General features: G+C 44.2%; 18 protein-coding genes and 1 pseudogene. 1 reads left to right on the forward strand and 18 read right to left on the reverse strand.

Annotation, left to right across the window (positions count from 1 at the left end; translation table 11 throughout):
- From N4A56_RS14925 to dapF, 11 genes and pseudogenes are all read right to left on the reverse strand, one after another.
- The coding region (locus N4A56_RS14925; RefSeq protein WP_366519925.1) for a flagellin at positions 1-1,084 on the reverse strand (1,084 nt) is incomplete at its 3' end.
- 312 nt (positions 1,085-1,396) lie between these two features.
- Positions 1,397-1,819, reverse strand: a pseudogene (locus tag N4A56_RS13180) (flagellin); the annotation flags it as partial.
- Between the two features lie 415 nt (positions 1,820-2,234).
- Positions 2,235-3,842 carry a flagellar hook-length control protein FliK gene (locus tag N4A56_RS13185; protein WP_295547937.1) on the reverse strand — a complete coding sequence of 536 codons (1,608 nt, stop codon included), beginning with the start codon at positions 3,840-3,842 and terminating at the stop codon, positions 2,235-2,237.
- A gap of 223 nt (positions 3,843-4,065) precedes the next feature.
- Positions 4,066-4,806 (reverse strand): flagellar motor protein MotB, encoded by a 741-nt coding sequence (locus tag N4A56_RS13190; RefSeq protein WP_295547939.1) that lies wholly within the window; start codon positions 4,804-4,806, stop codon positions 4,066-4,068.
- Between the two features lies 1 nt (position 4,807).
- The gene (locus tag N4A56_RS13195) at positions 4,808-5,560 is read right to left on the reverse strand and encodes a MotA/TolQ/ExbB proton channel family protein (protein ID WP_293668119.1); all 753 of its coding nucleotides are present in this window, start codon (positions 5,558-5,560) and stop codon (positions 4,808-4,810) included.
- A 4-nt stretch (positions 5,561-5,564) separates the two neighbouring features.
- Positions 5,565-6,680 carry a FapA family protein gene (locus tag N4A56_RS13200; protein ID WP_295547942.1) on the reverse strand — a complete coding sequence of 372 codons (1,116 nt, stop codon included), beginning with the start codon at positions 6,678-6,680 and terminating at the stop codon, positions 5,565-5,567.
- Positions 6,681-6,696: 16 nt separating this feature from the next.
- Positions 6,697-7,041, reverse strand: coding sequence for an STAS domain-containing protein (locus tag N4A56_RS13205; protein WP_295547945.1), 345 nt, complete (start codon positions 7,039-7,041; stop codon positions 6,697-6,699).
- Between the two features lie 489 nt (positions 7,042-7,530).
- Positions 7,531-7,998, reverse strand: coding sequence for a D-aminoacyl-tRNA deacylase (gene dtd / locus N4A56_RS13210; protein ID WP_295547948.1), 468 nt, complete (start codon positions 7,996-7,998; stop codon positions 7,531-7,533).
- 2 nt (positions 7,999-8,000) lie between these two features.
- Entirely contained in the window at positions 8,001-9,881 is a 1,881-nt protein-coding gene (locus N4A56_RS13215) for a long-chain fatty acid--CoA ligase (protein ID WP_295547949.1), read from the reverse strand.
- 293 nt (positions 9,882-10,174) lie between these two features.
- Positions 10,175-11,053 carry a 4-hydroxy-tetrahydrodipicolinate synthase gene (gene dapA, locus N4A56_RS13220; protein ID WP_295547951.1) on the reverse strand — a complete coding sequence of 293 codons (879 nt, stop codon included), beginning with the start codon at positions 11,051-11,053 and terminating at the stop codon, positions 10,175-10,177.
- A gap of 50 nt (positions 11,054-11,103) precedes the next feature.
- Positions 11,104-11,946 carry a diaminopimelate epimerase gene (gene dapF / locus N4A56_RS13225; RefSeq protein ID WP_293668111.1) on the reverse strand — a complete coding sequence of 281 codons (843 nt, stop codon included), beginning with the start codon at positions 11,944-11,946 and terminating at the stop codon, positions 11,104-11,106.
- Between the two features lie 485 nt (positions 11,947-12,431).
- On the opposite strand from dapF, the gene N4A56_RS13230 reads away from it, so the two are divergent.
- Positions 12,432-12,563, forward strand: a complete 132-nt coding sequence (locus tag N4A56_RS13230) for a hypothetical protein (protein WP_295547953.1) — start codon at positions 12,432-12,434, stop codon at positions 12,561-12,563.
- Between the two features lie 6 nt (positions 12,564-12,569).
- Here N4A56_RS13230 and N4A56_RS13235 read toward each other — a convergent pair whose 3' ends face one another.
- The 7 genes from N4A56_RS13235 to N4A56_RS13265 all read right to left on the reverse strand — a co-directional run bounded on the left by N4A56_RS13235 (position 12,570) and on the right by N4A56_RS13265 (position 19,264).
- Positions 12,570-12,845 (reverse strand): HU family DNA-binding protein, encoded by a 276-nt coding sequence (locus N4A56_RS13235; RefSeq protein WP_293668109.1) that lies wholly within the window; start codon positions 12,843-12,845, stop codon positions 12,570-12,572.
- A gap of 118 nt (positions 12,846-12,963) precedes the next feature.
- Positions 12,964-13,782, reverse strand: a complete 819-nt coding sequence (locus N4A56_RS13240) for a MinD/ParA family protein (RefSeq protein WP_293668107.1) — start codon at positions 13,780-13,782, stop codon at positions 12,964-12,966.
- Positions 13,783-13,796: 14 nt separating this feature from the next.
- Positions 13,797-14,645, reverse strand: a complete 849-nt coding sequence (locus N4A56_RS13245; protein WP_293668106.1) for a GGDEF domain-containing protein — start codon at positions 14,643-14,645, stop codon at positions 13,797-13,799.
- Positions 14,626-15,742, reverse strand: a protein-coding gene (gene prfB, locus N4A56_RS13250; protein WP_295547957.1) for a peptide chain release factor 2 whose coding sequence is annotated in 2 segments (ribosomal slippage) — positions 14,626-15,666 and positions 15,668-15,742 — 1,116 coding nt in all. Because the reading frame shifts where the segments join, the coding sequence is not laid out codon by codon here. Before prfB ends, N4A56_RS13245 begins: the two co-directional genes overlap by 20 nt.
- Position 15,743: 1 nt before the next feature.
- Positions 15,744-17,258 carry an apolipoprotein N-acyltransferase gene (gene lnt / locus N4A56_RS13255; protein ID WP_293668102.1) on the reverse strand — a complete coding sequence of 505 codons (1,515 nt, stop codon included), beginning with the start codon at positions 17,256-17,258 and terminating at the stop codon, positions 15,744-15,746.
- A gap of 137 nt (positions 17,259-17,395) precedes the next feature.
- Positions 17,396-18,232 (reverse strand): hemolysin family protein, encoded by an 837-nt coding sequence (locus N4A56_RS13260; RefSeq protein ID WP_293668101.1) that lies wholly within the window; start codon positions 18,230-18,232, stop codon positions 17,396-17,398.
- 132 nt (positions 18,233-18,364) lie between these two features.
- Positions 18,365-19,264: a hypothetical protein gene (locus N4A56_RS13265; protein ID WP_295547961.1), complete on the reverse strand. Its 900-nt coding sequence runs from the start codon at positions 19,262-19,264 to the stop codon at positions 18,365-18,367.
- Positions 19,265-19,802: the final 538 nt, after the last annotated feature.

A 19,802-nucleotide genomic window follows, 5' to 3' on the forward strand; every position in this document is an offset into this window, starting at 1 on the left:
AAGCCTGAAGGTTTTCTTTCTGAATAGACACGTTTTCAATGGTAGCGCTAAGGCGGTTCTGTGTGGAACCAAGTTCTGCACGGATTTTATCTTTACGACGAATCGCAATGGTAAGGTTGTCCAGAGCTTTTTTAGCTGCTTTCTGAGTTTTAATGTGGTCACCAGCTTCAAGACCAACACCAAGTGATTTTGCTGTCGCCATGTTAATATGGGTATCGTAACTATCATTTGTGGTGCTGCCTGCACCGAAGTGAACGTTAACAACTACCATATCTTCGGATTCTACCTTAAGTTGTGTGGTAGATTTTTGTGCCTGAATGCCAGCAGTACCAAGGTCAGTGTCGGTCATGCCAAGATCTAAGCCATAGTCTGTCTTGGTAATTGTAAATTTGCCACCAGTGTTATTAGAGAAGGTGTCACGTACTTTTTTGTAATCACCGTATTCAGTTGTAATACGGAATTTTTTAACATCTTCAGGAAGGTCCACTGTGGAGCCTGTAGTGGCATCAAGTGGAACGTTTTCCCATACGTTAGTAGTCTCGTTGAAGACTTCGATAAGAAAATCTTGAACAGGAGTTTTAACTGATCCATAACTGCTGGATGCAACGGACTCCACTTGTTTGGCTTTTTGGATATCACCAGTCTTTGAATTATGGGTGAAGCCCATTTTTACAGTGCCTTCAAATGGAACTTTTTCCCAGTACGCTTCAACATCATTCTTTATTTTGGCGCCTGTTATGGAAGAGTAATCAAAGCTTTTCTGTGTGGTGACTTCGTTACTTATTTTAATAGCAGTTGTTGATGCCCCACCAGTTGTTGTTTCAATTGAAAATTTGCTTGCGGAATAAGTGAAGTCTACAGTGCCGGAGTAGTCTTCGATAGTTGTTCTGTGAGTAATTCCATCGCTGTCAGTGTAAGTTATGCGGAAGTCGTCTGCGGCTGTTGTCGTTGTTGAACCTGCCTTAGCAGCAGCGGTAATGTCTTCCCAATCGCCACCAGCAGAGGGACGTCTTTCAATAATGACATTGGTTCCATCAATCGCTGTTTTCGGAATAGTACCACTAATGGCGTTAAAGTCTGTCATCTCGCCGGTTTCAAGGTTGATTTTAGCGGCATCACCTGCATTTATTTCTACGGTGTAATTAACTTTGATTAAAGGATCGCCTTCATATGTGAGGGCTTGACCTGTTAAGTTACCGGCTGGTGCCGCAAAGCTAACAATGTGTGTTTTGTCGTCTGTGGTGCGTGCTGGTAATGTGGCTGCAACACCTGAAAGCTTTGGTGAGACTACAGCATAATCTTTGCCCCAGCTTTCAGTATTGCCATCGGAGTCAATTAATGCTGCTCCAACGCTTGCAGGGTCGGCTGCACTCTGTTCAACCTCAACATCCTGACCGGAACCAGCGAGCAATTTTCTGCTGTTGAAGTCTGTATTTTGTGCCATACGAGTAATCTCGTCTGCCATCAGCTGGTATTCCTGATCGATCATTTTACGCTGAACGTCAGTGTAAGTACCGGTAGCTGCCTGTTCGGCAAGCTCTTTCATACGAATAAGCTTTGCATCGATAACGCCGAGTGCGCCATCAGCAGTCTGGATCATTGAGATACCATCGTTAGCGTTACGCAGACCCTGACCGAGGGTTTTAATATCTGCGCGCATAAGTTCACGCATTGCGAGACCTGCAGCGTCATCAGCTGCGGTTCCTACGCGGAGACCTGAAGACAGACGACGGGTAGAAGTTGCGAGTTTCCCGTATGAGCTGTTCAGGTTGCGGGTTGCGTTCATTGACATCATATTGTGATTAATAACTAAAGACATATTGTATAACCTCCATGTTCTACTTCTTTGAAGTAAGCAATGGGAGTGCCAGATTGAAAAAAGTTATTAAAAACGTGACGTTGCTGTTTGGTGGTGGTTCTTGATGGCAATCAGTAAGGAAAAATTAGGTCATTTTTTCCTTATTGTTAGGGTAAGATTTATTTTGATCTTTTCAGGCAGGCAGGATTTGCAGGGTGCATTAAAAGTACAGTGCATCAGTACTAATTAGGTAGAAATTGCCTTCTGATTTTGATGCAAGTTCTATGCAGGGGGGGCGAAGCAAGGAAATCTTTTTAAGAGTGCTGGCAAAGTTGTCGTCTTTGCATATTTTTTTGGGCAGAAACTAATATTATAGTTTTTGGATATCCAAAATAAAAAAACGGCAGAAATATGTTTCTGCCGTTTTTTTGCTCCGCTAAGCAACGAGATATAATTTGCTGTGCGATTGTCGTGCCTGTTGTAGAAGCGTGTTTCCATTAATCAGGTCTTGCTTGGTATTTTTTAGCTGCCGGAGTTGCTGCTTTGCGAGAAAGCGTTGTTGAGCCTGTTGTTGCGCATTATGCTGATCGGTGTTGTTCCAGCCTTGATGGCTAAGATTTTGCTGGGAGCCAGTTTGTATTTCAAGCCTGTCCACTTTTAGCCCTTGCGACTCAAGCGAAGTGCGCAGGGTGTGCATGTTCTCGTGAAGTGCTTTCGCTATTTCTGGATTCTCTGCATGAATGCTCGCAGCAACTTCACCACTTTTGGTTGAGACTAGAACTGATACCGGACCGAAATCGCTGGCGTTTAATTTTAAAGAGAGTTGACTCACACCATTGCGGAGAGATCTGAAAACGCCGTTCTGGATTTGTTCAATAATACTGTTACTGGCATGTCGTGTGGCAATGCTCTGGCTGAAGAAGTTTGGTGCAGTATTATCGGCTTGTCCTGTAGCGGCAGTGTTTACAGCCATACTGCCGTTATTGAAAAAGTTCATCCATGGGCTGCCGCTATGATTGTGATTGCCACTCTGTAAAGAGTTTCCGTTGGCATCTGCACTTTCGGAGTTTATCGCACCGACAACAGCTGTTGCTGTAATTGCAGTTGATTTATTGTTAGCTTCTGTGTTTGCAGGTTGACCTTGTCCATCGCCCTTGCTGTTGACGCTAGGGGCAAACCCAAGACCTTTTTCGGTAGCCTGATCTGCACGCAAAATTTTAGCAGCATTTTCTTCGTTTGTAGCGTGAATTCCTGAAGAAACTTTATCGCTATTTTCAAGGGCTTTTGCGATCAGTGGGTTGAGCTGCTGTTTGATTTCTTCCAGCAGTTTTTCACCGCTAGCATTTTGAGCATTTATGGATGAATCCAGCAGCGCTGTAAGCTGCTTAAGCTCTGAACTTCCCATCTTGCTATCTACATTCAGGATCAATGACTCAAGCTTGGCAAGAGTATTGTTGTCAAGCTGAAGTCCTTTGCCGAGGGCGTGCAGCTCTTCTTTAGTAATGGCAAGTTCGGCGTTTGGTGCTGCTTTTTTTATTGCCTCGGAAATTGCTTTCCATGCGTTATTGGTGTTCCCATCTTTTATGTCAGCAAGGACATCGCTTGACTGTGATGGATCAAGTCCGACTTGTTGCAGAAAAGAGGAAATTTTATTCTCTGCATCAGGAGAAATAGCCATGGCTTTAGGAGCAGATTCCAGCTTTGCCGCTTGTTCAAGAATGCCGAATAAGCCATCCCAAGTGAGGGCGTTATCGTCAGATTGATCTTTTAAGCGGTTAAGCGCTTCTTTGCTTACGCCAGCTTTCTCGAGTTTTTCCTGAATTGCTTTATAGTCATCTTTATTGATGGCTATTTTTTTTAGAGCAGCCATGGTGGCACGTGCAGAATCAGCTGCTTTTACACGCGCTTCGGTAGCTTTTTCTTTTTGTTTAGTACTATTTTTTTGAACAGTATCAAAAATGGCACCAAAACCAACCCCCATGGTTTTGGTGTTAGCAATAGTATTGACCTGTTTTTCAATGTATGCAGTAGGCGAAATTTGCATTATGTCTCTCCTTGCAGTGAAATAAGCAAGAAGCGTTCCATGTTTTTTATTCTTTTATTATAAGATTTTATCTGTATTTAGTGTGGGGAAAATATTGCCGTGGCTGGTTATACATGAGTGGTCGGCATTGCGTGTTGAGCGTGTCAGATGTGGGGGGAGGAGCTTTGAGTAGCGGGACAAAATTATAAAAAAGGCGGCTTTATTACAAAGCCGCCGTATCATGCTACCAACTTTTGTCTTCAGGGCGATGGATATAGAATTCCATTCTGTTGTTAAGCGCCCTGTTGGGTTCGCTCGTATTGGGAAGTAGGGGGCGTGAGTCCGCATAGCCGACTGCTTTTAGTCGTGTTGAAGATAGACCTGACTTGTTCATAATGGCACGCAGTAGTGCGGCAGCTCGCGCTGAAGATAATTCCCAGTTCGTAGGGTAGGCGCTTGAGCCTTCTTGCGTATTGGAAGTATGCCCACGTACTACCATATTTACTGTATGTTTTTTGAGAACATCAATTGGTCCATTCAAAAGCTGTTCGCTGCCTGGTTTCATTACTGCTGAGCCAGGTGCAAAAAAACTATTTACAGGAATGCGGAGAACCAGACCTTTGCTGTCACTTGTTACAGTTGCAACTTTTTGTAGCGCTGGATCATCTAGCATGTAGCTTTTTACTTCCAGCACCATACCAAGAATGATTTGGTCATCTTTTTTTAATTTGACATCTGACCGTTCAAACTTTGTCGGTGAAAAAGCTGCATAAATTGCCGTTTTTCGTTTTACTTGAATACCAAAGGCGTTTTTTACTGAACCGGCAAGAGTTTTAAATTTGTTTGCATCCTGCTGCGCAAACGACAGCAAAAGAACAAAGAAGCATAAAAGCAGTGTTACCAGATCAGCGAATGTCGCCATCCATAACGGTAGCCCTTCTTCGGCAGGCGGTTCACTATCGCCACGTTTTTGCGGATCAGCCATACTATCGATCCTGACGTTTTGAAGGCGGAAGGAATGAGTTTAATTTTTCCCGCACAATATTCGGGTGCTCACCATTTAAAATAGACAGAACACCTTCAGTCATGAGCTCCATATTCATAGCTTCTTCGTTGGAACGTTCTTCCAGCTTTTTGGCAAGAGGAAGAAAGATACAGTTTGCTAAAATTGCACCGTAGAACGTAGTGAGCAGCGCAACCGCCATAGCAGGACCAATTGAAGAAGGGTCATCTAACGCTTGAAGCATTCGAACAAGACCAATAAGTGTACCGATCATTCCGAAAGCAGGAGCCATGTTGCCCATCCCTTTAAAAACTTCCTGACCGGTACGGTGGCGTTTTTTCATAATATCCACTTCAATTTCCATAACTGAACGGATAAGGGATTCTTCAGTACCGTCGGCAACCAACAGTACTCCGCGTTTTAAAAATTCATTTTCAATGTTAACTTTTTCAAGTGCAACAAGGCTCTCTTTACGGGCGCGGTCAGCAAGGTCGATAACAATGTCGATGGAATCAATCGGGTCGGGTGCTTTGGAGAAAAAAGCTTTCATACCAACTTTCATTGAGCCAAGTACAGTACCCAGTGGAAACATGATGAATGCAACAGCAATAGTACCACCAAATACAACGAGAATTGAAGGTACATCAACAAACCCTGCAGGACTACCACCAACGGCGATAGCGCCGACGATAAGAGCCAATGAGCCAAAAAGACCGATTATAGTTGCTATATCCATGTAATTACTTCTTAATAGTCGCTGGGGAATTAAAGTTCAGTTCACCGTCTCGTAAACTGACGACAACATTTTCCAGATAATCGTTAATTTTTGTGTAATGACCGCCGATGCTTATCTCGACACCGGGGCGGATAACACCCGGTACCACAACTCGGCATAGGTCCAGTTGAGCATTTTTCTGCATCAAGGTGACAATGCGCTTCTGTTCTTTGCGCAACGCGCGCATTCGTTTTTCTTCAAATTCGAGTTTTGAGCTGTTTTCTGTGCGGTGCAAGGTACTTTTGGCACAAATTTTTTCTAGCTGAGCAATACGTTCCTCAACCGTTTCGACCATTTTCTCGATACCTTCCAACTTCTTCATCAGAACTGGGGGATAGCCCATAATGATAGACGTTGGTGTATTTCTACCACCACCAAGCTGTTCTCCGACATACACCATGTCGTTAGCGTAAACCTTACCGCCTTGAAGTCGTTCTTTGACGACAAGAGAGCCGTTGAGTGACATGCGGGTATGCAATGCGGAGCCTTCGATATAAATGTCATTGCCAGCCTGAAGCTCACAATTTTCACAGAATGCAGCGCGAATATTGGAACCGGCGTCAATGACACATGACTTTGCGCCTTTGATGCCTTTTTCTGCTGTAAAAGCATCTAAGGAACGAATTGCCGCACCTTCCACAATGTCTTTAACTAGGATGTTACGCGCTTGCAGTTCAAAGCCTGTACGTACAATTCCTTCCACACAAAGGTCGTTTACGTAAATTACGTTGCCAGTGTTGAAGTTTACATTGCCGTGAATATTGAGCAGTTTTTTTACTGAAATAAGGTTTTCATGGTAAAAGACATAGCCGTTTCTGGATGCAAGTAATTGAAAGTTGTTGTCGGGATTCACAACCGTGTTGGGCCCTACAGGAAGGGCGGGCGAATCCATTAGAAACTGTGGATTGATTGAATCAGTGTTTTCCGGCGCAGGCAGAAGCTCAGCGATTATTTGTCCGGAAATAACATTCTGCACGTATCCTAAGCAGTGATGATCGACACGACCACCGGATACCGTAGAGGGTGAGAGTTTTGTGTGATCAAAAAAAGGATCGAAATAATGGCGTAAGTAATACTTCATGCTAATGCGCCCCACGCTAGAGAGAAAGACTAGAAAGCATATCGTCCTCATTTCGAAAAAGATTAAAAAAACGTAACAATTGTTTTTTTTGTAAAATCTCTAGAAAATGGCGCGGAGGTGAAAGAATATACAACGTTTTTCCATGACCCCGTATCCGTGAGTTCACATGGACAAGTACATGCAAGCCGGACTCGTCAATCGCACCCATTTCGGATAAATTTACTACAACATGTTGATATTCTTCAACAGTCAAAAGTGTTTCTAAATACTCCTTAAAAGGCTGGCACAATTCATGTGTCAGGTCGTTGTTGTATTGAAGCACTAAGGCAGAGCCTAGCCGAAAGGTTTTCGCTGGATTCATATGATTCTCGATACGGTATGCCGGAATAGAACAAAATCAGATTGTGGCATATATCAACCTGAGCGGCTCCGAGATTTCCTTAATAAGGCGTGGCAGTTTGCCGTTACAGAAATATACTTAGTCTTTAATATAAAAAGTAAGTAACCGCAATTTAAGGATTGCTCTAAAAAGCGACAAAGTCTCTTCTGAAACAGACAGTTACTGTTGTAATTAATTGTAAACGCACATGTAGCAGGGTGCATGTACTAATATTTGTGTAAGTGATGCTGGCATTGGGGTAGAAAACGCGGTGATTCAACCTTACAACTTGTTTTGAGGACACGTTTAACGGTGTACCATATACAAAAAACGACCAGAGAGTTGTTCAGTGTGCCGAAACAACGTATCTGGTCGTTTTTTATTAATATAGTCTCGTTGTTACCTGTGATTAAGGCAACTTGGGCTATACAAATTTAACTGGCGCTAGGTGTATGGTTGTGCTGGCTATACCTAGATAAAGTCTTCGGAGGAGAGCATCATTGTGACAGGTCCCCAGTTTGTAAGGGATACGTCCATATCTGCGCCAAAAACACCGCATTGCACCAGATCGGGCAGTTCCGCTTTGCAGTGTTCCACAAAAGAGTCGAACAGTTTGCTAGCAATGGCAGGAGGGCATGCGGACGTAAAGGACGGTCTACGCCCTCGTCTGCAATCTGCGTAAAGTGTAAATTGCGGCACGAGCAACAAGCTGTTGCCTGTGTCTTTAAGGCTTAGATTCATTTTACCTTGTTTATCAGAAAAGATACGGAGACCAATCATCTTTTGCAGTAAAGCATCCCATACTGCACTTGAAGGCATTTCTTCAGTATCGTTTTTTCCAAAACCAACAAGAACTACAAGCCCAGCATCAATGGATGCAACGGGCTGTCCAGCAATATGGACAGCTCCGTTTTTTACTCGTTGTAATAATAATTTCATGATTATTGAACTGTTTTTGTTTCAGCGGTGGCTTCTACAGCAGAGTCGTTGGAAACGGCTGTTATTGCCGTGTCGTCAGAAGAGACTCCTTTCTCTGACTCAGCAGAAGTTTGTTCAATAGCAGATTCATCAGTAGATTCTGCTGGTTGTGCTGGACAGCTGCATTCAGCTTTCTTGGTGCTTTTTTTTGTGTCCAGTTTTTTCTCTTCCTCATCTCGCAGCGCGCGTCGTAATACTTTGCCAACAATTGTTTTTGGCAATTCATCCCGAAACTCAACTTGTTTTGGAACTTTGTAGTTAGCAAGCTTTTCACGGCAATGGGAAAGAATTTCCGCTTTTGTCAGTTCTTCACCAACTTTTGGTACAATGTATACTTTGATGATTTCACCACGGGTTTTGTGCGGAACGCCGACGGTGACAGCTTCTTGAACTTTTGGGTGCTCGTAAAGCACTTCATCAATTTCACGCGGGTATACGTTGTACCCTGCAACAATGATCATGTCTTTTTTGCGGTCAACAATGTAGAAATAGCCTTCTTCATCCATGGTTGCGATATCGCCAGTGTAGAGCCAACCGTTACGCAGGGTAGAGGCTGTTTCGTCTGGACGGTTCCAGTAACCCATCATAACTTGAGGTCCACGAAGGATGAGTTCGCCTATTTTCCCGACTGGAAGTGGTACGCTCCCTACTTCCATATCGACGATGCGTGCGTCGGTGTCTGGGAACGGCAGACCAATTGAGCCGTTTTTGGCTACACCCAAGAGCGGGTTGAGGTGCGTAACAGGAGAAGCTTCAGTAAGACCGAAACCTTCAAGGAGCTTAGCTCCAGTGATTTCTTTAAACTGCCGCATTTGTTCCACCGGCATCGGCGATGAGCCGGAGATACAGTACTTAATGCAGCGCAGGTCATAATTGGAAAGACTTTTTTGCTGCATAAGTGAGATGTATACGGAAGGTGCTCCCGGGAAGATTGTCGGCTTGTATTTTTGAATTCCATCAAGAACATCTTTAGGTATGTATCTTGGGAAAGGAATTACAGTTGCTGACATCGCACACGGGAACAACATGCTGACGGTAAGACCGAAGACATGGAAGTACGGAAGTAATCCCAGAAAAGTATGGTGCTCGTCAGAAATGCCGCTCAGCATACTCTGACATTGTTCGACGTTTGCAGTCAGGTTCGCATGTGAAAGCATAACGCCTTTCGAAATCCCTGTAGTTCCTCCAGTGTATTGCAGCAGGGCAATAGAGGTTTTAGGATCTCCAACAGGTACACTGAGCTGCTCCTTGGATGTAAAGAGTGTCTTCCATGGAAGCACAGTTTCATTATCGTATGGAACGTCGATAAACGTTTTTCCCCATTTGCTTTTCATTGTGTACGCTGTGTTTAATGGAAAGCATAATGCGTCGGAAATACGGGTAACAAAATATTTTTCAATTGATAATTTATCGCGCAGCTTCGCAATCTTAGGCCATAAAAGGTCGAGCGTAATCATGTGCTTTGCGCCGCTATCATGAATTTGATGAACCAGTTCCTTCTCCATATAGAGAGGGTTGGTCATAACAACAATGCCGCCAGCCTTGAGCACTCCCCAAAATGCAATCATGGTCTGCGGTAAGTTAGGCATCATGATAGATACACGATCACCGGGCTTTACTCCCTGATCGCGTAAATTAGCTGCAAAACGTTCAGCTAATGTATGAAGTTTCTTGTAAGTAAGAGAGTAGTTTTTAAAGACTACTGCGTTGCGCTTTGGCGTATTTTTTGCCGCTTCGTCCAGAATGCTCGGGATTGAGGCATTCTTATACTGTATGTTCGCCGGTACGGAAGGATCGTAATTGTCCAGCCACGGGCGTTCGAGTGGTAAATCCTGTTCGTTCATATCGTGTTGGTATTGCTAGGGTTGATATGAGGTCAGTCGTCATTTTTGAACTAGAGTAGTACCTTGTGTGTAGGGATAGTGCAACCCCTGATGGCGGAAGGGATACCTTATCAAAAAGATGTTTCTACAAAAAAACAGGCTAGCTACGGTAACCGAGCCTCAAGTTGGAAGCATGAAAAAAGCTCAAGTTTCCCATACAGCTTGTATGGACTAAACTTGAGCTTTTTAACGTTCTATTCTGCACGGTAAGTACGTGCAAAGGAGCAGGTTAGCAGCTGCAAGAAGTAGGTATCTTACAGTAAACCGGCATCTGCCATAACAGATTTAAGCTTGGCGAGATTGTTTTCTGCAAGGGGAACCATCGGCAGTCTGAAATCAGTATCCATTTTATTCTGAAGAGCCAGAGCTGTTTTAACAGGAATAGGGTTTGATTCCATGAACATGGCACGGTTGAGTGGTTGCAGTTCAAAATGCAACTTCTGTGCTGTCGCAATATCGCCGTTATTCCATGCGTTGCACAGGTTCGCCATTTTATTCGGCAGCAAGTTGGAAACTACGGAGATGACTCCTGAGCCGCCGAGTGAGAGCAATGGCAACAAGGTAAAGTCGTCACCTGAGAGAATGGTGAAAGAGTCGCCACACTGCTCAATAAGGTCGGATACCTGAACGAGATTTCCGGTAGCTTCTTTAATGCCGACAATTTGAGGAATATCTTTGTGCAGGCGTGCTACAGTAGAAGGCAACAGGTTGCTGCCAGTTCTGCTTGGAACATTGTAGAGCACCATAGGAATATTGATGGTGTCTGCAATGTGCTTAAAGTGCTGGTAAATGCCTTCCTGCGTAGGTTTGTTGTAGTAAGGGCTGATAAGCAAAACGCCATCAGCGCCAGCATCTTTAGCAAACTGGGTCAGGTGGATAGCTTCATTAGTGTTATTGGAACCAGCACCCGCAAGTACTGGCACACGCTTGTTTGCTTGCTCTACGCAAATGCGGATTGCTTCTTTATGCTCGTCATGTGTGAGCGTTGCAGATTCGCCTGTAGTACCGCATGGAACTAATCCGTGGATACCCTCAGTGATCTGCCATTCAATATGCTCGCGGAAACGCTCTTCATCAATTTTGCCGTCTTTAAATGGAGTTACCAGTGCAGTAAAAGCTCCGGAAAAAGTCATATAGCCTCCTCATATGGGCAAAAGTACTGCCCGCAGCGGGTTTTGTCGTGTTAGTCTAGCGTTAAGCCGAGTGATTCAAGCACAATATTGCCAGAGTAAATAACAAGCGCTTTGCCTTTTAAGAAAACGCTGTCACCTTCAATGGATATGCTCAGAATTTCTCCACCGGAAGACTTTACACGCACATTAGTGCCAGTGAGCCCAAGGGCGTTTGCTACTACAACGCCTGCTACAGCACCAGTACCGCAGGCAAATGTTTCATCTTCAACGCCGCGTTCGTACGTGCGAAGATGTACGTTCTCACGGTCGATTACGCTCATAAAGTTTGCGTTTGTTCCGGCAGGTGCAAATACGTCATGATAGCGCACAAGTGCACCAAGTTCTTTGACGTTTAATGAAGATGCATCTTCAGCAATGTAGATTGCGTGTGGAACACCGGTATTAACGAAATGAATTTCTTCGTTACCATCTTTTAGCGTAATCGGTTTATTTAATTCTAATCCTTGAGGTGGAGTGAGCTCAACTTTGATTTCACCGTCTTCACAGAACTCTGCGCGAATAGGACCGGCATCTGTTCCAAAGGTGTGGACAGGAGCGGCAAGGCCAATTTGCACTGCAAGCTTGGCAGCACAGCGGGATGCATTGCCGCACATCTCAGCTCGGGAGCCATCAGCATTATAGAAGTGCCAGCGGTAGTCAAGGGTGGTGTCGTCAGAGTCTTCTAAAAAAACAAGTCCGTCTGCTCCAACACCGAAGGCGCGGCGACAGATCTTCTGAGCCCAATCACTCATATGTGAAACAGGCACGTTATATTCCCGATTGTCAATGAACACAAAGTCATTGCCGCAGCCTTGCATTTTATAAATAGCCACGTGTCCTTTGGTAGGATTCATATGAACTCCTTGTGCCGATAAAAAGTGCCCGTTTTTACCGTGCAACCCAATATAAAGTCATTACATATAATTTTTCGTTTCCGTAAAGCAAATATGAAAACAGAAAAACGGATGAAAAAATTTCATCTTCTTCATGTCAATATCGTGTGTAGCTGCGTAATAGTGTGCAGTAATATGCAGCTTCAATTATCTATCTCTTATGATTCTGCTGTACAACGGACAGAAGGTCAACCCGATACCGTAAAGAGATAAAAATTGTTGCAACTCTAACCAATATTAATCAAAGAGGCTAACTACTGGTATGCTGAGTTTTCTGTAGCTAACAGGTGTAGTAGTGTCTGCTATGAAGTAATTTGGGAAAGATCATGCTGTTGTAAGCTGTTAGTTTTCGAAAAAGGTTGTAAAAAAGTGTGCATCCGCAAGGTTTGTGAAGGGAAGGGCTAGCAATGCGATTTTGAGCATATTGAATAGCTGAAGGAAGATGAGTGCATTATACACGGACAATTGAGGGTGGAAAATTTTGCCCGCTGGTTCGTATGGTGCATAGCTTGTGGGAAAAATATGCAGGGCAAAAGAAAGGCGCAGACCTGAGCCTGCGCCTTCACAGAGATATGTAAAACAGACTAGCTGTTCAAAAACTCTTTAAGTTCTTTGCCTGCGCGGAAGAACGGAAGATGCTTAGGATGTACAGTTACTACTTCGCCGGTTTTCGGGTTACGACCGGTGTAGCCTTCGTACTCTTTCATTTTAAAGCTGCCGAAGCCGCGGATTTCAACACGGTTGCCTTCAGCAAGTGCATCTTTCATATTGTCTACAAAGACGTTAACCATCATGGTTGCTTCTTCAATAGCAATGTTGTTTTCTTCAGACAAAGTTTTAATCAGTTCGCTTTTGTTCATTCTCAACTCCCACTGTACAATACAGCGTGATGTTCTGGATTTATGTTTAAAGTAAGTATGTGCTTTCTAGCTATGTGATATAATTCATTATGACGCAAAATATTTAAATATTCAAGAGTTAATTGCTGATATCACTCATACTTTCTGTAAACATAGATTTAGAGATGTCATCTAACATAGTCTTTTTTATTTTTTGCAACTTAACTGCAATAGAGAAAATGTCTTTTGCAGCCTGACTGTTAGGAGCATGCTTCATCAAAGGAGTTTGTTTTCGGACAGACTCAGGAACCATTTTGTCTTGAGCAATGCCGCCCAAAAACTCAGGAGTAAAGCCAAGAAAACGTTCACAGGCAGTTGCAAGTCTGTTGTAAGTGCTTGTCTCTTCAGCTTTATCTTCAGCTTGGTTTACTATTACATAAAAGTCTTTGACGTTGTGCTGCGTGGAAAGAACTTTCATAAGAGCGTAGCTGTCAGTCAGAGAAGTCGGTTCTGGTGTCACAACTACAATACGAATACGTGTCATTGCAGCAAAGGCAAGTACTGTAGGGGTAATGCCTGCACCAAGATCCATTAATAGATAATCATAGTTGGTAAACAGTGGATTAAGACGCTGGAAAAGAAGATTCCGTAGATCACTGTCCATTTCTACAAGCTCAGGAACACCTGATGCTGCCGGTAAAAAGTCGAATCCGTCTGGTTCGATAGGGAAAGCAACTTCTGATGCAGGGGTGTCGGTGTCGAGCAAACTCTGCATATTGGCGTCGGGAGTAACACCGAGCAAAACGTCAAGGTTGGCAAGACCCAAGTCACAGTCCATTAACATAACAGGGAAATCTCCCCTGTACATGCAATAGCCGAGGTTTAGAGCGATGTTGGTTTTACCCACGCCGCCTTTGCCGCTAAGAACAGAAATAGTGAGAGTATTCTTGGCTTTCATACGGGGTAACTGCCTTATTTAGATCCAGAAAAAAGGAATTGTTTTTCGTTTGAATGCACCATGGTAGAGCGATCATATTCAAATTCGATGAGCTGTCTTGTGACATGCACTTGATTCTTACCGGCATTTTTTGCCTGATAGAGTGCTTTGTCTGCTACTTCGAACAGGTCCTTCCCGCTAGCCTTACTGCGTCCTTTCAAGGACGCTACACCAGCTGAAAAAGAGCATTGTATTGTGACATTGTTGCATTTGATGCATGTGTCAGCAAACATTCTGCATAGTCTGTCTAACATAGCTTTTGCTCTGATAGGACCTGCACCGGGTAATAGTAGTGCAAATTCTTCGCCACCAATGCGTGCCGCATGGTCATATGAGCGTGTGGAAGCATCGAGTAGGTCAGCAAGTGTTTTGATGACCTCGTCGCCACAATTATGACCGTATGTGTCATTTATGTTTTTAAAGTTATCAAGATCAATTATAGCTAAGCTTAATTGACCGTTACTGCGTTCAACTCGTTGCAGCTCCATTGAGAGTTTACTCTCAAATGCCTGTTTATTGTACAGTCCAGTTAACGGGTCGCGTTCTGACCTGTGTGTAAGTTCATCAAGTACACGCTGGAGATGTGCGAGTTCAAAAGAGGAGGAACTGTCCAGAGTAAGCGCGAGCCAGTCGGAAAATCCGTAGGCTTCTGATAGTTCGTTCCACCCGTCAACTGTCAAACCGGAGACAATTCTAGTGAGCGCAAGCTGCTGTTCGCCGTTTGGAAACGGGGCAGAATCGGCAATCAGCCGACGCAGCGTGTCCAGTTCGGTTGCCAAATTTTCAAGGCTTTCCGAGCGTAAATTATGTAGTCTTTTCTGCATGTAGATAAAGCAGGAAATCACGCAGGAATTGATCCAGTTTTCCATCTAAAACCGAATCAACATCCCCGATCTCCGAGTTTGTCCTGTGATCTTTCACAAGACGATATGGCTGAAGCGTATAGGTACGTATCTGACTACCAAAACTAATATCCATTTTTCCTGCGTACGCTGCCTGACGTTCGTCCTGCACTTTACGTAGTTCAATTTCATACAGTCTGGATTTAAGAATCTGTAACGCAGTATCTTTGTTTGCGTGCTGTGATTTTTCGTTTTGACACTGCGCGGTTACACCGGTTGGAATGTGTGTAATGCGTACTGCTGAACTTGTTGTGTTAACACTTTGCCCGCCCGGCCCGCTGGAACGGAAAACATCAATCCGCAGGTCTCCTTCCTGAATATCTACAGTAATGTCTTTACCGGCATCGGGAATAATATCAATTGAAGCGAACGAAGTGTGTCTTCGTCCTGAGGAATCGAACGGTGAAATGCGTATAAGCCTGTGGATGCCCTTTTCCCCTTTAAGGAATCCATAAGCATTTTCACCCTTAATACGCAATGTGACGCTTTTAATGCCTGCTTCGTCACCATCGAGTAAGTCGAGATACTCGACCTTAAATTTATGTCTGTCTGCCCAACGAACATACATGCGAAGAAGCATTTTAGCCCAGTCCTGAGCTTCAGTGCCGCCAGCGCCGGGGTGAATTTCCAGAATAGCGTTATTCCGGTCTTCCGGTGCGCTTAGCAACAGATTAAGCTCTGTCTGCTCCAGCAGTTCTTCTAAAAGCAAAGTTTGTGCGCTCAGGGTTTCCAGTACTTCTGTGCTTTGATCTTCTTCAGCGAGAGCCAGCCATTCTGCTAAATCGTCATTAGCCTGCATAAGAGTCTGTAAGCGATCAATTTGCCCTTCGAGCTGGCTTTTCTCCTGTAATACAGGCGTCAACTTATCTGGGTTATCCCATGCACCGGGGCTTGCAAGCTGTTTTTCGATTTCATCAAGGCGGTCTTTATTGCCTTTTAGGTCAAAGCCTCCTCCATAAGGAGTTGAACTGTTCGGTAAGAGCAATACTCTTAGTTCGTAAATCTGCTAGTTGAAGCATGTTATATTTCTTTCTTTTTAGTAATGTAAAATGAGTAGACCAAGGTAGCTATAGCACCGGCAATAAGCAGGGCACGAATAAGGGAAAAGAACTGATGGTAGAGGGTAAAGTCGGTACGGGTGCCGACTGAACCAAAAATTACATCAGCGCGGAAGGACTTTCCTTTAGTCGTAATATTACCTTTCGGATCAATAATAGCTGTTATGCCGGTGTTTGTGGCGCGGGCAAAGTAACGTCCCTGTTCAACAGCACGCAGAACGGTCATGTCTAAATGCTGTTTAGGAGCCGCTGTTTTTCCGAACCATGCGTCATTACTGATGTTTACCAGTAAATTTGCTCCCCTTTCGACTCGATCCTGAACAAGTTCGGTGAATGTAGCTTCATAACAAATCAGTACACCCATTGCAAGATTTCCAACAGTAATAGGATCATAGACCGTACCGGGTTGGAATACTCCTGTTCCACTGAGAAGCTCATCTGCGAACGGTACATAGAATGGAACGTATTCACCAAATGGAACAAGATACATTTTATCATACCATGAAAGCATGAGACCTTCGGAGTCAACGAGGTACGCACGGTTGAAAATATCAAATTTACGCCCTTCCGTACCTGGGGCAAACCCTGGTGTGCCGATGAGGTACGGAGCTTTACTGGCAATGGCAAGCCTGCGAATGAGTGGTAGAAATTCTTTACTGTTTTGCAAGTAGAAAGGCATAGATGTTTCTGGCCAGATGACAAGGTCTACCGGATTATCAAGCACTTTGCGGCTTAATGTCATGTAGCGCTCTACAGTGCCACGCTGGTAGCGTTTATCCCATTTGGCTCCTTGATCTATGTTCCCTTGTACCATGGCTATTTTGATATTTGCACCGGCATCCGCAGGTTGAATCCATGAATGGTAACTTGCGGTGAAGAGAAGAGCGAACGAAACGAGCGCAGCAACGGAATGTTTAACCGAACTCGCAAGCATAGCTGCTGTTATATAACATGCAAGCCCTGCGAGTAGTGCAGAGAAACCTTCTGCACCCAGCACGCTGGCAGGTTGTACAAATGCAGGCCAATGGGAAAAAGCCGCAGCAAGCGAAGCCCACGGAAAGCCGCTGAGGATGATTCCGCGTGCAAGCTCCAGTGCTCCCCACAGGAAGAATGTGGCAATGCCTACGTATAGCGGCGATGATTTTTGGAGAAATTTATTGCAGAACCACGAATAGATGCCACCATAGGTTCCCATAACAAAAGAAACACCAATAGGACCGGTGATGGCAATATACCACGGCATAGCGGTTTGTTCCGCAAAAGGAACTGCAATCCAGTATAAACAGCTTGTAAAGGCAGCTGTGCCAGTGAGCAGACCTCTGCGAAAAGCCATACCGCTGGACTCTGCCTGAAGTCCAATAAGGTACAGGCAGGCTGGGTAAAGCAAGGCAAGAGGGGGGATTTGGTAAATGGTATTGGCTGAACCAATCCATAATCCAACAATACCCGTGACAAATAATAGAGCAAATTGAAACATTGCTGCACCCTGACGTTTTTTTCAGCTCCGGTCAAGATGCTCATATTGTAGAGTGGTTCGTGTACAATATGAACAACTGCCGTGGTTAAAAGAAAACACCCTGCGATGCAGGGTGTGTACTATCTTTGTTATTTGACTTAATTGCTTTCGGCAGTTTTTTTGGATTTAGCTGCGCGGATAAGTCGTATCTGTTTGGCATCTGCATCTTCTATCGTGAAGCTGAAGCCGCAGAGGTCAAATGTTTCGCCAGATTGCGGAACATGTCCGGCAAGTTCGCTTAAATATCCGCCAAGCGTTTCCACTTGTTCAGATTCTAGCGTAATAGCCAGTTCTTCACTTACATCATCAAGACTGGCTCTACCAGTAATGATGTAACTGTTATCTTCGGTTATACGAATATCTTCCAGTTTGGGAGTATCGTATTCATCTTCAATTTCGCCGACAATCTCTTCGAGAATATCTTCGATAGTGATAAGACCAGATGTGCCGCCGTATTCATCAACAGCAATGGCAAGGTGCTGTTTCCTTGTGCGGAATTCTTGCAAGAGATCTGTTACGATTTTAGTTTCCGGAACAAAGAACGGCTTGCGCATAAAGCTGACAAGCGGAGTATCACGCAGTGTCGGGTCGTAGAGGTGAATAAGCAGGTCTTTTGCATAGATAACACCTACGATATTGTCCCTGTTTTCTTCGTACAGTGGAATGCGAGAATGTCCAGATTCAACAATGAGTTCAACAAGGTCGCCGATGGATGTGGTTGTCTCGGTGCAGACAATGTCTGTACGAGGAACCATAATCTCATGAACCTGAGTTTCATCAAGTGAGAGTACATTGAGGAGCATAGAGCCTTCTTCGGCTTCAAGCTCACCTTCCTCACGGGCATCGATAATGGCTTTTTCAACGTCTTCTTCAGTGGTTTTGCTGAAGAGATTTCCGAGCACGTTCCACAATCGACTCTCAGAACCTCCGTCCAAGATGGGTCTCCTTTGTAAAGTTACTATAAAGTAGGGCACGATACATATAGTTATACTGTACCGATGAGTCTCGCGTTGTGCAAGCATTGGATAGGCAAGGATGCACTTTGTGTATTTTTTGAGGGATAGCGGTTAAATGCCTTTTTCGCGATACAGTTCCAAGTGTCTGCGCATAACCCAGTTCCCAATGCTTTCGACGCCGCTTTCGGAAATTTCTTCACTCCAGCAAAGCTCAGATGCGTTATCGCCATCAGGGCGTGCTGTATGCAGGAATTGCATTCCTAATTCGGCATCATGAGTAACAAAGTCGACAAAAGGGTTTTGGATTCTGCACAACACCCAGTAGCGGATACGTTGCCCTGTGTCTGGGTCCCATAAGTCTAGTAGAGTGAAAAGCTTGTCGCCCATTTTGAAATCAAGTTTGCAGTTGCGTATTTCTTCACGAGGAATGCGAACTTTAATACCGCCAGCAGAGATATTATCTAATGCAATCTGAAAACTTTTTTCCGGTAAAAAAGTGAGCATCGGGCGTCCCCATTGGCGGATGTCAATTTTACCTTTGCAGATAAGTCCGTCCGGAGCAGACCAGACAGCAAGACCCATTATATACTGTTGCGGCGGGGAGATTCGCAGTGATGCTCGTTTTTGGCGCTGCTCAAGTTTTTCAGGCAGTTTTAAGTTGAGCACTGCTGTTCCGTCGGAACAACTACGGATACCAATGATGGGAGACGTAAACATAAAGAAGATACTGCCGGAACCGAATTTACGGGTTTGAAAGTAGCAATCAACAACTTTACCAATCCAGTCGCTTTGCAGATTGGTAAGTCCACTGCACTCAATAGTAACAGCTTCGCCATTGATGCTTGCCATGCGGCATGTTGCAGAGCGTCGTTTTTCACCCTCTGAATGGAATTGCACTTCGAACTTTTCATTTTCATCACGTGCAGCATTGAGAGTGTTGGCAATGTGATCAGGGTGCAACACCCAGTCTTTCGGGATGTACCGAGTGTTTTTGCGGTTTTTGTACCACATGAAAATGATGACTGCTATTAAGACAAAAACAACAAACCCTAATGCATAGACAGTAAAAAGAGCTGTCTCTGTTCGAAAGTTCGATGCAGAAAGGTGAGCCCCTATTTGGGAAAAGAAGTTGTTACTTGAACTTGAGGCGCTGATTGAAAAGTAAGACACGTAATACTCTGCTGTTTTGTACTGTTGAACGCAAAAAGAACTGCCTAAACAGGCTCACAAAAAATATACTGAAAAGATAATAATGTGAACAGCTTTGTTTTGTATCGCAAAATTAGCAGATAGGCTTTACGCGAACACTGTTAATTATGCAACGAATGTAAAAAGTACAAAGCAAAAAGAGCACCAACCTATACAATTTTACGTGTGAAATGATGTTTTTTTAGCATTTCTTCTTTGGATGTCCCGTCCTAGAATAAGTTGACGGGTAATAAGGTTATCTAGATGGCTGTAGGACGAATGTCTTGCAGCCATTTTTGATGTACGTATCCAGGCGTCTTCATCTGTAAGCTCAGGTGAGGACGTTCTGTATTATATATGT

It is taken from the genome of Halodesulfovibrio sp. (assembly GCF_025210605.1).
GTDB lineage: Bacteria > Desulfobacterota > Desulfovibrionia > Desulfovibrionales > Desulfovibrionaceae > Halodesulfovibrio.

What these genes read in the sequence shown, in the direction of transcription:
- N4A56_RS13190 (WP_295547939.1), bottom strand. Translation starts at nt 4,806, where the DNA reads ATGGCTGATCCGCAAAAACGTGGCGATAGTGAACCGCCTGCCGAAGAA.
- N4A56_RS13240 (WP_293668107.1), bottom strand. Translation starts at nt 13,782, where the DNA reads ATGAAAGCCAAGAATACTCTCACTATTTCTGTTCTTAGCGGCAAAGGC.
- N4A56_RS13265 (WP_295547961.1), bottom strand. Translation starts at nt 19,264, where the DNA reads ATGTGGTACAAAAACCGCAAAAACACTCGGTACATCCCGAAAGACTGG.
- dapA (WP_295547951.1), bottom strand. Translation starts at nt 11,053, where the DNA reads ATGACTTTTTCCGGAGCTTTTACTGCACTGGTAACTCCATTTAAAGAC.
- N4A56_RS13195 (WP_293668119.1), bottom strand. Translation starts at nt 5,560, where the DNA reads ATGGATATAGCAACTATAATCGGTCTTTTTGGCTCATTGGCTCTTATC.
- N4A56_RS13185 (WP_295547937.1), bottom strand. Translation starts at nt 3,842, where the DNA reads ATGCAAATTTCGCCTACTGCATACATTGAAAAACAGGTCAATACTATT.
- dtd (WP_295547948.1), bottom strand. Translation starts at nt 7,998, where the DNA reads ATGAAATTATTATTACAACGAGTAAAAAACGGAGCTGTCCATATTGCT.
- N4A56_RS13235 (WP_293668109.1), bottom strand. Translation starts at nt 12,845, where the DNA reads ATGAACAAAAGCGAACTGATTAAAACTTTGTCTGAAGAAAACAACATT.
- N4A56_RS13200 (WP_295547942.1), bottom strand. Translation starts at nt 6,680, where the DNA reads ATGAAGTATTACTTACGCCATTATTTCGATCCTTTTTTTGATCACACA.
- N4A56_RS13215 (WP_295547949.1), bottom strand. Translation starts at nt 9,881, where the DNA reads ATGAACGAACAGGATTTACCACTCGAACGCCCGTGGCTGGACAATTAC.
- N4A56_RS13205 (WP_295547945.1), bottom strand. Translation starts at nt 7,041, where the DNA reads ATGAATCCAGCGAAAACCTTTCGGCTAGGCTCTGCCTTAGTGCTTCAA.
- dapF (WP_293668111.1), bottom strand. Translation starts at nt 11,946, where the DNA reads ATGAATCCTACCAAAGGACACGTGGCTATTTATAAAATGCAAGGCTGC.
- lnt (WP_293668102.1), bottom strand. Translation starts at nt 17,258, where the DNA reads ATGTTTCAATTTGCTCTATTATTTGTCACGGGTATTGTTGGATTATGG.
- N4A56_RS13245 (WP_293668106.1), bottom strand. Translation starts at nt 14,645, where the DNA reads ATGCAGAAAAGACTACATAATTTACGCTCGGAAAGCCTTGAAAATTTG.